Origin of the sequence: Bifidobacterium callitrichos DSM 23973, assembly GCF_000741175.1 — a bacterium.
Taxonomy (GTDB): Bacteria; Actinomycetota; Actinomycetes; order Actinomycetales; family Bifidobacteriaceae; genus Bifidobacterium; species Bifidobacterium callitrichos.
Map to the genome: position 1 here is coordinate 54,791 of NZ_JGYS01000007.1, position 12,338 is coordinate 67,128.

The window sequence follows — 12,338 nt, forward strand, 5'->3', positions numbered from 1 at the left end:
GTCGGCGAACCGGCGAGGGAACGAATCGGCGTGCGTGGAGCCGCATCGGGCGGGATGCCCGGGGAACGGCCATGAAGCGTATGCCCCCAACCGGTGGCCGATATGCGGCGGCACCTAAGGAAACACCATGGTTAACGCCATTGACGCTTTTGACGCCAAGCACATGAAGCCGGCCGAGGAGATCCCGACCTTCCGTCCGGGCGACACCGTCGACGTGAACGTCAAGATCAAGGAAGGCAACAACTCCCGTATCCAGACCTTCACCGGCGTGGTCATCGCCCGTAAGGGTTCCGGCGTGCGCGAGACCTTCGTCGTCCGCAAGATCAGCTTCGGCACCGGTGTTGAGCGCCGCTTCCCGCTGCACTCCCCGTCCATCGACTCCATCAAGGTCGTGCGTCTGGGTCGCGTCCGCCGCGCCAAGCTCTACTACCTGCGCGCCCTGCGCGGCAAGGCCGCTCGTATCGTCGAGCGTCGCGCCAAGTGATATCACTCACGTGAAAATCGGCCTGGAAGCCTTCCGGTTTCCGGGCCGTTTCCATACCCACGCACTATGATTGGCTCGAGCGCATGGGCGGCATGCACATGGGCATGTGGGCAGTACATGGACAAGCAGGAAGGGAACCATGGCATCCAACGAATCCGACGAACGCGACCAGTACACGTTCGACGTGGCCAATCACGGCGTCGATCCGTCCGACATGCCCGTCACCGCCGAAGTCGTCGGCGTCAGCGAACAGCCGGTCGACCCGGCCGTAGGCGCCGGCGGAAACGGCGGCCGAGGCGGTGGCAGACGCAGGGAGGAGCACGACGACAACTTCTCCTGGCGCGACACGCTCATCTGGTGCGGCATCCCGATCCTCGTCGTCATCCTCATCCGCGTCCTGCTCGTCGGCTTCTACGAGATTCCCTCGCGTTCGATGGAAAGCACCATCGAACCCGGCGACCGCGTCGTCACATCCAAACTCTCGCCCAGGCCCTTCGGGCTCAAACGCGGCGACGTCGTCGTCTTCCACGACCCCGCCAACTGGCTCGCGGGCGAACAGTCCGGCAATCCGCTGGCCGGCGACTACCTCATCAAACGCGTCATCGGCCTGCCCGGCGATACCGTCGAATGCGAAGGTGCCGGCCAGCCGATCAAGGTCAACGGCGTCGCCGTCAACGAAACCGCCTACCTCAAGGCCGGAGTCGACCCCAGCGCCTTCCCGTTCAGCGTGACGGTCAGCGCGAACCACATCTTCGTCATGGGCGACAATCGCGCCAACTCCGCCGACTCCCGCTACCATCAGGACGACGGCGACAAGGGTCTCGTGCCGATGAGCGACGTCGTCGGCGTCGGCATCGCCCGATACTGGCCCCTCAGCCGCATCAGTGGACTCGACGCCCACCACGAGGTCTTCTCCAACGTGCCCGACGCCGGTTCGGACGGTTCGGCCGGTAACGCCGCATGATCACCCCCACGCTCGATCTCGAACGCGACCTCGCCGCACAGGGCTACGACCTGATCTGCGGCTTCGACGAGGTCGGCCGCGGCGCGCTCGCCGGACCGGTCATGGTCGGCTGCGCCGCGATCCGGTCGCGCGATCTCGACAGCGGGGCCATCGACGTTCCCGCGGGCGTCGCCGATTCGAAGCTCCTGACCGAGCATCGTCGCGAGGCCATCTACGACGAGCTCACCGACTGGGCCGCCGCATACGCCGTCGGCTCCGCCTCCAACACCGAAATCGACGACTGGGGCATCTCGTACGCGCTGGGCGTGGCCGCTCTGCGCGCGCTGGCCGACGTCGAACGCAAGCTGGGACTCGCCCTTCCGATCCGCGTCGGCGCGATCCTCGACGGGCCGAGCGACTACATCACCAAGGCGCTCAACACCTTCGACGCCCCGGACGTCCCCATCCCCGCGCAGGTGACGACCAAGGTCAAGGGCGATCGCCACTGCGCCGTCGTGGCCACGGCCGCCGTGATCGCCAAGGTCACCCGAGACCATCTCATGGTCGAACTCGCCGAATCCGACCCCAAGTACGAACTTTACGAGTGGCAGCACAACAAGGGATACGGCACCCAGGCCCACCGCGACGCCATCGCCCAACACGGCCCCAGCGACCAGCATCGTCTCTCCTGGAAGCTCACGTAGGGTGGTTGGTCGGGGGATCGGCGTTCACCGTTCGGGACACGCTCAAGGCCGCTCGGCCAAGCCTACGGTCTCGAACGGCGAACGCCGATTCCCCTCCAGTGCAATACGTGAGTTAGTGTCCTGTGTTGTAGATTCGTTGTTGGATTGACTGTCTCTCAGACTCGTTTCAGACCTGCTTCGCAGGCCGGCGCGTCCTGCGATTACGGCACGCGCTGCGCGCGTCATGCTGGTTTGCCTGTCGGCTCGTACGCTGCCTGCACATTGCCTGCAAATAGCTTCGCCGTTTGCCTCGCGGCAACGTTCTGGCCAACGGCAACGTCCTGACAAAGGGAGTCGGAAACGAGGCCAACGAATTTCTGAAGTGCGATGCCAGGTCTGCGTCACGCAGGTGTCCACGCAGGTGTCGCACAGACCTGCGTCAACTATCCGCTCACCAGACAAATTCGGCCCTAGCGTCCAGTCCGATCCGAGCCCATTGCACCCGACCCTGTAGTATCCGGCGCAACAACCCTCATTTCCCGCCCCATTGCGTCCGATCCCGCAGGATCTGCCGCAATAACCCACATTTCTCGTTCCGTTACGTCCTATCCCATAGGGTCCGCCGCTATGGGGCCTGCAAGGTCGGGAAAACGTCCGATCCCGTAGGCCTGATGCGGCGACCGGGGGCGGATCGGGGGATGGACGCGTGATGGGTCGTGATGTATCTGCCACTCAGCGCATGTCAATCGGTTGATGTTCGTTGAGTGGCAGAAAACCGTGCCGCTCAACGCGATTTTGGTGGTTTTTCGCGTTGAGCGGCAGACAAGACGACGGCAGAAGCGACTCCTGCGATACCGGTTATTGCGGAATCGTTGGAAAATAGCCGTTTTGACGTCATGTCAAAAAGGTGGCGAGGCGGCAATGACGCATCGTCGTGCCGCTCAACGCCAAAAACACTGAAAATTGCGTTGAGCGGCACAGCAGGGGTACGGCCGAGCGGCCTTGAGCGTGTCACGACCAGCGGATTCCGCCTCACCGCGGCCCACGACGGAACTTGGCGAAACGAACGAAACCGAACATATTCCGAGTATCCTGTGAGCGCTCACTGTGTCGTCTACGCGTTCGCGATAAGCTGGAGCCCTAAGGCCGTCGGTGCCGTAATGTGCCGTCAGTGCAATGCCGCGCGGAAGGAGAAGAGGTATGGGTTCCAGCCGCAGTTCGAACAAACGTCCCTCGATGTTCGAGGTCGCCAAGCTCGCAGGCGTAAGTCACCAGACGGTGTCACGCGTCATCAACAACTCCCCGGACGTCTCCGATACGACCCGCGCCCGAGTCAAGGCCGCGATCCGCGAGCTCGGCTATCGTCCGTCGAACTCCGCGCGCGCCCTCGCCTCCAGACGGTCGCGCACGATCGGCCTGATCGCCGGCGGCCTCAAGTTCTACGGCCCGATCTCCGCGATCTCGTCGATCGAGTCGATCGCCCGCAGCCACGGCCTGTTCATGAGCGTGATGATGGTGCACGAGGCGCTGTGTACGCAGCAGGAGTTCGACAATCTCGTCGACACGTTCAACGAGCAGAACGTCGACGCGTTTATCTTCCTGACGCCGACCGACGTGATGCTCGACGTCGCCTGCCGCGCGCGCGTCAGCCAGCCGCGCGTCATCGTCACGTCGACACACGGCGGGATGAGCATGCGCGAGGCGCGTTCACTGATCCCCGATGACGGGCTGAAGCGCACGTCGTTCGTCGGCATCGACCAGTGGGGTGCGATGAAGGACGTGATGCGTCTGGTCAAGTCGGCCGGGCATCGCCGCGTCCTGTATCTGGCGGGCCCGTCCGAATGGCGTGACGCCGCGACGCGACTGACCGCGTGGGAGACGCTGTCGGCCGAGGAGTCGATCCAGACGCAGGTGATGCGCTGCAGCACGTGGGAGTCGAGCGAGGCGTACGCGAAGATGAATCGTCTGATCGATACGGCCGGCGTGACCGGCGCGAAGCTGCCGACGGCGGTCGTCGCGGCGAATGACAGTCAGGCGGTGGGCGTGGCGCGCGCGCTGCACGAGCACAGTCTGCGCATCCCGCAGGATGTGAGCCTCGTTGGATTCGACGACATGACCGCAATGGACAACATGTATCCGCCGTTGACCACCGTGCGCCCCGATTTCGAGGGGCTCGGCACGGCCGCGATGAAGGAGGTCCTGCGTCTGCTGGGGGAGGAGCCGTCGCCCCAGCTGCCCAACTCGCAGCATGGAGTCGGGCTGGTGCCGGCCAAGGTGTGCGACCGCATCTCGCTCGGCCCCGTCCCGCCCCGCGTGATGTGAGCGGCGTTCGTAAACGGCGCTATAAGGTCGAATTGGGGTCTGTTATCAAACCGTTATCGGACAAGACACGACGAGGTTGAGTTCCATCGGTCCAGTCTGTACAATGGAGCACGGAAATTGTGAGCGTTAACAGCCTGCCCGATGAGGGGCTGGACCAACGCCCGCAGGACGACGATCGGGCGGTGATGGCCGGCCGGTCAGTGAGGAGTCACAACACAATGGCAGCAACGAACGATTCGGAGCAGGTCGCCGCGATCGCCGAGAAGATCCGCGCCGGCAAGACCTCGCTGGGCATCGAATTCGGTTCCACCCGCATCAAGGCCGTCCTCATCGACGACACCTACAAGACCATCGCCTCCGGCGACTACGGCTGGGCCTCCCATCTGGAGGACGGCCTGTGGAGCTACTCCAAGGAGGAGATCTGGAAGGGCCTGCAGTCCGCATACGCGTCCATGGCCAACGACGTCGAGACCGCGTACGGCGAGAAGCTCACCCATGTCGGCCACATCGGCTTCTCTGCGATGATGCACGGCTACCTCGCCTTCGACGAGAACGGCGAACTGCTCGTGCCGTTCCGCACCTGGCAGAACACCAACACCTCCGAAGCGCATCAGAAGCTCTCCCAGCTCTTCCAGTACAACATCCCGGAACGCTGGTCCATCGCCCACCTCTACCAGGCGGTCCTCAACAAGGAGGAGCACGTCTCCAAGGTCGCGTACTTCACCACGCTCGCCGGCTACGTCCACTGGAAGCTCACCGGCCGCAAAGTGCTCGGCGTCGGCGACGCCTCCGGCATGTTCCCGATCGACCCGACCACCCACACCTACGAAACCGAGTTCGTCAAGCAGTTCGACGCCCTGCCCGAGGTTGCCGCCCAGCCGTGGAAGCTCGAGGACCTGCTGCCCGAGCCGCTCGTCGCCGGCACCCCGGCCGGCGAGCTGACCGCCGAAGGCGCCAAGCTCCTCGACCCGTCCGGCGTGCTGCAGCCCGGCATCGTGCTCGCCCCGCCGGAGGGCGACGCCGGCACCGGCATGGTCGCCACCAACTCCGTGCGCGTGCGCACCGGCAACGTCTCCGCCGGCACCTCGATCTTCGCGATGGTCGTCCTCGAGCACAAGCTCAAGGCCCTGCACCCCGAAGTCGACCTCGTCACCACCCCGGCCGGCGATCTCGCGGGCATGAGCCACGCCAACAACTTCACCTCCGACCTCAACGCCTGGGTCGGCCTGTTCGGCCAGTTCGCCGCGGCCCTCGGCCAGCCGGTCGACGCCGGCACGCTCTACGGCACGCTGTTCCGTGCCGCCATCGCCGACGACGTCGACGCCAACTGCGGCGGCCTGATCAACTACCCGTTCCGCTCCGGCGAGTTCCTGGCCGGCCTGCCCGAAGGCCGTCCGCTGTTCGCCCGCAGCCCCGAGGCCAATATGACCCTCGGCAACTTCATGCGCGCCCAGCTGTTCTCCGCGTTCTCCCCGGTGAAGATCGGCATGGACGTCATGACCAAGCAGGAGCACGTCCAGATCGACTCCCTCGTCGGCCACGGCGGCATCTTCACCACCCCGAAGGTCGCGCAGAAGATCCTCGCCGCCGCGTTCAACACCCCGATCAAGGTCATGTCCACCGCGGCTGAAGGCGGCGCATGGGGCATGGCAGTGCTCGCCGACTACCTGTGGAACACCAACGAGGATCACACCAACCTCGCCGACTACCTCGACGGCCGTGTGTTCAAGGACGCGCGGTCCACCACCGAGGAGCCCGACGCCCGTGACGTCGTCGGCTTCGAGGACTTCTTCGCCCGCTTCTCGAAGGGCCTGCCCATCGAGCACACCGCGATCGAGTCCATCGATCTCGAAGACAAGTAAGCAACGTATTTAGATTTAGATCAATCGTCAATCCATCACAGTGGAAAGGAAAACCAACAATGGCTACTTTGGCTGATTATGGTCCGGAGGTGCGTGCCGAGGTCAAGCAGGTGCGTGAGGTGGTCTCGAATCTGCACCAGCAGCTGATCAAGTGGAATCTGGTCGTGTGGACGGCGGGCAATGTGTCGCAGCGTCTGCACACGGCGGATCTGATGGTGATCAAGCCGTCGGGCGTGCGTTATGAGAACCTGACGCCGAACTCGATGGTCGTCACCGATCTCGAGGGCAACGTGGTCGACGGCTCCGAGGCGCCGAGCTCGGATACGGCGTCGCATGCGTACATCTATCGCAACATGCCGGGCGTGTATGGTGTGGTGCACACGCATTCCACTTATGCGACGGCGTGGGCTGCGACGGGTCAGAACATTCCGTGTGGTCTGACGATGATGGGTGATGAGTTCGGTGGTCCGGTGCCGGTGGGTCCGTTCCGTCTGATCGGTTCGGAGGCGATCGGCAAGGGCGTGGTGGAGACGCTGGCGAAGTATCCGAAGTCTCCGGCTGTGTTGATGCAGAACCATGGTCCGTTCACGATCGGCAAGGATGCTGAGGCTGCGGTGAAGGCGGCGGCGATGACCGAGGAGGTGGCGCACACGATGTGGGCGGCGCGTCAGCTCGGTGAGATCATCGAGATCCCGCAGGAGGACATCGATAAGCTGAACGACCGTTACCAGAACGTCTACGGTCAGCACTGACCTGGCGGAGTGTCCGCGGCGTTGCTCCTCGGTCGACGTGCCTTCGCACGCCTTCCCTCGGTGCGCCTTGCGGACACACGCGCCAGGCCACCGCTGACTACGTCAGCACTGACCTTTCCTCCGACCCTCTCTGAGAGGGGCTCTCGCGGAAGCGGGTGGGGGAGAGGCTCACCGACCAACAAACTCAACAAACAACAAAAGACTTTTGGCTCGGCCGCCACGCCGGGCCAGAACGTGATCCAATCCATCACAACGAAGTAAAGGAAGTAACTCATGGTTATGGAGAACCCGTTCGAGGGCAAGGAAATCTGGTTCGGCGTCGGCTCGCAGGACCTGTACGGCGAGGAGGCCCTGCGTCAGGTCGCCATCCACTCCGCCGAAATGGTCGACTACCTGAACAACACCGGCAAGATCCCGGCGAAGATCGTCTTGAAGCCCACCCTGAAGTCCTCCGACGGCGTCAAGGAGTTCATGGTCGAGGCGTCCGCCAACCCGAACGTCATCGGCGTGATCACCTGGTGCCACACCTTCTCCCCGGCCAAGATGTGGATCCGCGGCCTCGAAGTGCTGACCAAGCCGCTGCTGCAGCTGGCCACCCAGCACCACAAGGAGATCCCGTGGGAGACCATCGACATGGACTTCATGAACCTGAACCAGGCCGCCCACGGCGACCGTGAGTTCGGCTACATCGTCTCCCGCCTCGGCATCAAGCGCAAGATCGTCGTCGGCCACTACACCGACCCGGAGGTCGCCGAGAAGGTCGGCACCTGGGCCCGCGCCTGCGCTGGCTGGGACGCCTCCAACAACATGAAGGTCATGCGCTGGGGCGACAACATGCGCAACGTCGCCGTCACCGAGGGCGACAAGACCGAGGCCGAGCGCGTCTTCGGCGCCTCCATCAACACCTGGGCCGTCAACGAGCTCGTCGCCGCGTACGAGGCCGTCAAGGACGATCAGGTCAAGGAGATCATCGAGGACTACAAGGCCAAGTACGACGTCGACCCGGCCCTGCTCGACGCCAAGTACGACTCCCTGTACATCGCCGCCAAGGAAGAGGCCGCGATGGTCAACATGATGCGCGCCAACGGCTGCACCGCCGGCGTCGACAACTTCGAGGACCTCGGCGCCCTCCCGCAGCTGCCGGGCGTCGGCCCGCAGCGCTTCCCGTCCGAGTACGGCTGGGGCTTCTCCGCCGAAGGCGACTGGAAGACCGCCGTCCTCGTGCGCATCGGCGCCGTCATGGGCTACGGCCTTGAGGGTGGCGCCTCCCTCATGGAGGACTACTCCTACAACTTCACCGAGGGCGATGAGCTCGACATGGGCTCCCACATGCTCGAGGTCTCCCCGTCCATCGGCACCATCGCCAAGCCGAAGCTCGAGATCCACCCGCTCGGCATCGGCGGCAAGGCCGACCCGGTCCGCCTCGTCTTCTCTGGCAAGCCGAAGAAGGACGCGGTCGTCGTCTCCATGTCCGACGTGCGCGAGCGCTTCCGCCTGCTCATGGACGTCGTCGACGTCGTCGAGCCGCAGGGCTCCCTCAAGGAGCTTCCGTGCGCCCGCGCCGTCTGGGAGCCGAAGCCGTCCCTGAAGACCGCCGTCCAGTGCTGGATCACCGCCGGCGGCTCCCACCACACCTGCATGACCACCTCCGTCGGTCGTGAGGCCTGGGAGGACTTCGCCCGCATCGCCGGCGTCGAGCTCGCCGTCATCGACGAGAACACCACCGCCCGCCAGTTCGAGAAGGAGCTGGAGCTGTCCGAGATGGTCCACCGTCTCGACAACCGTCACTGATCGGCTGACCTGTTAGTAACCACGTGAAGGGCCCGATTCCCCATTAGGGGAGTCGGGCCCTTCACGGTTTTGCGAGCGGTTCCTGTCCTTCCTGTCCGTCGTCTCTCGGTGGCACATGGTTCGGCGAGCCATGACGGAATAGAAATGACGAAAATATCTCGCTCATGGATGCTCAGCGAGAGATATTCGTCACCTGATGACAATCGTCTCTCGCTGATACCCCTTTCCGCGAGCCGTTTCCGACATTGTGGATAGGAAACCTCTCGTTAAGAAGCTATGAGTGAGAGGTTTTATTCCCGTGACGGCATCTACCTCCCGCAAAGCACCAAACGTGCGAGAGATTCCAGTCATAAGATACCAACGATCTCTCTCTCGCGGGATCATCCCGCGTCAGACTAACGGCAGGACGAGTAGACCGGTCCAGAGGCCGTCGGCGAGGGAGGCCTCGAACTCGCCGCCGAGTCGCAGCGCGCTCTGCCGGCAGCGAAGTAGTCCGGTTCCGGCGGATAGCCCGGTGCCATCGGACAGGTCGGTATCATCGACGGCGTTGGAAGCGGACAGCGTCGCTCGTCCATTGTCGATCGTCAGTGCGATGCAGTACGCGCCGGATGGATTCGCATACTTCATCATGTTGCCGACGATCTCCCGCAATACGGACAGCAATGCCTCCCGGCAATCCTCCGAGCACTCGACCGATGAAGCGCCGGCAATCAGAAACTCGCCTTCCAACCCGATGCCGCGTAGCTGGGCGCGATATCCCTCCGTCAGAGACTCCAGTTCCTCATGGGTCAGGGAGGCCAGGGAGATCGGGGAAGTCGGAGAGGACGGACTCCCGACTTGCGTTGTGAGGGAATCGCGGAAACGGCTGATGCTTCGGATGCTGAATCCGGCCGGCGCATGCCTCCTCTCGTCATCTCCTCCATGGAATGACGAGATGGACGTCGAGCTCCTGCCGGATGCCGTATCGACGGCGGGCTCCGTCAACCGATCCAGTCCCGCGATCAGCCTGCGTACCTTGACCAGCGACTCTTCAGTGGTCCGTTCGATAAGCGTGACAAGCTGATCGTCGTCAAGCGATAGGGCTCGCGGCTCGTACTCGGGATCTGCCGAACCTTCCATCTTCGTGGCGGTGACCTCTTCCGACGCCGATCGTGCTTGCCGCGCGAGCAGCAGAATCGTCGTCAGATCGTTCGCCACCGAATGATGCAGCTGCTCGGCCAGACGCTGATCGCCCAGTCGCCGTAGCAGCATCGCCCGCTCGCGACGTTCCTGTTCGCGCTGCTCCTGACCGTGCATCGACGACCCGATCCACAGCGCTACCATCAGCAATGCCGCCGTCGCGCACACCGTGGCGAGCACCGTCGTATCCCACGGATACAGCCATATGCGCGCCGCCGCCGCGATTTCGGCGATCACCGACGCGAGCAGCGACGGGCCGGTGCGCAGGTACGCCATCACCGTCACCGCCATGAGCAACGGGAACAGGATCGAGAACGCCACAGCCTGAGGCATGACGCATCGGGCGGTCCACAACACGACGATCGCCCACCCGCCGAGTCGCGGCGTCAACGCCATCAGCAGACATGCCGTGACCGTTAGCAGAGCGAACGCGACGGCCGCGTCCCCGTTCCCGGCTTCGCCCCGCATCATCAGATACGTCGTTTCGACCGCTACCGGCAGCGACGAACAGGCGAGCAGCACCCGCGTACGCCAGTCCGCGAGCAATGCCCCGAGCGGCATGACGGCCAGAGAGGAATCGACCGATACGGATTGCTCGTTGACGGATTGTCGTGCGTGATGATCGCGATCAGGTCGGGACGACGATTCCGATGAGGATATCCGTGATGATTGCCTCCGCATGATCACCGCCCTCACATTCTCAAGTATCGACGGCACAGTGCCACCGCCTCGTTGCGATCGCGCGCATGCAGCTTCTCGCGGACGCGTGCGACCTGCGCGAAGACCGTGCCCTTGGAGATGCCGAGCGCGTCCGCGACCTGCTCGGTGGAATGCCCGTCCGCATACAGTCGCATGATGTCGGTCTGCTGGCGCGACAACGCGAACGACCGTTCAGGTTCCGGCTCGGGATCAGACGGTTCTGATGGAATAGTGATGCCGACGACGGCATCCGCATCGGTGAATGGGCGAGGGTCTCCTGCGGGTGCCGCATCGCGAATGGCTCGCGCGATGCCGGCTATGTCGTCCTTGCTGATGACCTGCCGTGCACCGGCGGCCATCGCGGCGTCACAATACACATCCGGATCGTAGGCGGTCACGCCGATCATCGTCATGGACGGCGTCCAGCGGCGTACGGTGCGGCACACGTCCACGCCGGTCATGTCGGCGAGCGCCATGTCGACGAGCAGCACGTCGGGACGATCATCGGCGCGGATGCAGCGTTGGATCGCGGCCGCGCCCAGCTGCGCGGTCCAACGGATCGTGAATCCTTCGCGTGTGAGCAACGCGGACAGTGCCATCAGCGCCATACGATCGTTGTCGACGATGGCGATGACGATTCGTTGTCGTCCCTTGCCGTGAGATGCGCTGCTTCGATCCATGACCCAAGTCTACGGCCGGTGACACGCCGCCCGATAGCCCATGTCATTCGGTGCATGTCGTCTGCTGTCCGGCGGCGGCCGGGAACGCATAGGCTTGAATCATCGGTGTAGGGATCTGGTCCTTACGAAAGATCACACGAAAGGAGGTCGTGATGAACAAGGACGTTATGACGGGAAGGATGACGGATCGGCTGTCTGCGCGGCCCACATGGTGGTGGCTGCTCGCCGCGTTCCTCACGTTCGCGGTGATTGTCACCGGCGCGTTCGTCTGGCAGCGCGCAACGCGTATGACCTCGCAGCGGATCTACGATGAACTGTCCGCGCTCGACCAATCCGTCACCGTCAGCCAGCTGAAGGACAGAGGGTACGTGTATGGCGGTCGGGCCGAATACGGCTGGCGTGCATACTCCGCCGATCCGGGGGAGGACTCGTCGTATCCATGGTATGTTCTCGGCGGGCCCGAGGATGAGCGGATCTCCAAGTTTGTCGCGGATGTGCGAGCCGGCCGCGAATCCATTCTGCGCCTGTATGTCGAGGGCGTCGGACCGTATCGTTCAGCGCAGGATGGCGCTGATGCGGGGAACGTCGATTCCACGGGCGTATCGGTGCGGGTCCTGTGGTTCGATCCCAACATCGACGCGACGTGGGCCGAGAGTCCCAATAGCTCCCGGCATGTCGTCATCCACCATGACGGCAAGGGGCAGATCCGCGAATGGTGGTGGCGTTCCGGTGACGTCGTCACCGCCGACAAGCGGTTCGCGCGCAGCATCGCCCGCGAGGATTCGTTCGACGGGACATATGTGTTGAAGCATCGCCCGCCCGTGCCTGAGGAGGACGCGGCCGGTGCCGCCCGCGGCGGCAAGGAGGTCGGCAATGCCTCCGGCGGGCGATCGAAGGTGATCATGCCGTACGACGAGGTGTTCTACTCCGCAGGCTGATCCGA

The 12,338-nt window shown here is 63.9% G+C and carries 10 protein-coding genes; 8 read left to right on the forward strand and 2 right to left on the reverse strand.

Annotated features, from left to right (window positions below):
* Positions 1-127: 127 nt before the first annotated feature.
* The 7 genes from rplS to araA all read left to right on the forward strand — a co-directional run bounded on the left by rplS (position 128) and on the right by araA (position 8,837).
* A complete protein-coding gene (gene rplS / locus BCAL_RS05300) occupies positions 128-484 on the forward strand; it encodes a 50S ribosomal protein L19 (protein ID WP_043166952.1) in 357 nt (118 codons plus the stop codon).
* 139 nt (positions 485-623) lie between these two features.
* Positions 624-1,448 carry a signal peptidase I gene (lepB, locus tag BCAL_RS05305; RefSeq protein WP_052119260.1) on the forward strand — a complete coding sequence of 275 codons (825 nt, stop codon included), beginning with the start codon at positions 624-626 and terminating at the stop codon, positions 1,446-1,448.
* Positions 1,445-2,131, forward strand: a complete 687-nt coding sequence (locus BCAL_RS05310; protein WP_043166954.1) for a ribonuclease HII — start codon at positions 1,445-1,447, stop codon at positions 2,129-2,131. The genes lepB and BCAL_RS05310 overlap by 4 nt, the downstream gene beginning before the upstream one ends.
* Positions 2,132-3,310: 1,179 nt before the next feature.
* Entirely contained in the window at positions 3,311-4,432 is a 1,122-nt protein-coding gene (locus BCAL_RS05315) for a LacI family DNA-binding transcriptional regulator (protein WP_043166956.1), read from the forward strand.
* A gap of 218 nt (positions 4,433-4,650) precedes the next feature.
* A complete protein-coding gene (locus BCAL_RS05320; protein ID WP_043166958.1) occupies positions 4,651-6,294 on the forward strand; it encodes a xylulokinase in 1,644 nt (547 codons plus the stop codon).
* A gap of 59 nt (positions 6,295-6,353) precedes the next feature.
* Entirely contained in the window at positions 6,354-7,046 is a 693-nt protein-coding gene (locus BCAL_RS05325) for an L-ribulose-5-phosphate 4-epimerase (RefSeq protein ID WP_043260022.1), read from the forward strand.
* 273 nt (positions 7,047-7,319) lie between these two features.
* Positions 7,320-8,837: an L-arabinose isomerase gene (gene araA, locus BCAL_RS05330; RefSeq protein WP_043167582.1), complete on the forward strand. Its 1,518-nt coding sequence runs from the start codon at positions 7,320-7,322 to the stop codon at positions 8,835-8,837.
* 390 nt (positions 8,838-9,227) lie between these two features.
* On the opposite strand, the gene BCAL_RS05335 is transcribed toward araA, so the two are convergent.
* Together BCAL_RS05335 and BCAL_RS05340 are read right to left on the reverse strand one after the other, a co-directional pair.
* On the reverse strand, positions 9,228-10,337 hold the full coding sequence (locus BCAL_RS05335; RefSeq protein ID WP_160268304.1) for a hypothetical protein: 1,110 nt from the start codon (positions 10,335-10,337) through the stop codon (positions 9,228-9,230).
* A 371-nt stretch (positions 10,338-10,708) separates the two neighbouring features.
* A complete protein-coding gene (locus tag BCAL_RS05340; RefSeq protein ID WP_043167586.1) occupies positions 10,709-11,395 on the reverse strand; it encodes a response regulator transcription factor in 687 nt (228 codons plus the stop codon).
* 152 nt (positions 11,396-11,547) lie between these two features.
* Between BCAL_RS05340 and BCAL_RS05345 the strand changes: the two genes are divergently transcribed.
* Complete coding sequence (locus tag BCAL_RS05345; RefSeq protein WP_043167588.1) at positions 11,548-12,333, forward strand: hypothetical protein; 786 nt, start codon at positions 11,548-11,550, stop codon at positions 12,331-12,333.
* Positions 12,334-12,338 lie beyond the last annotated feature (5 nt).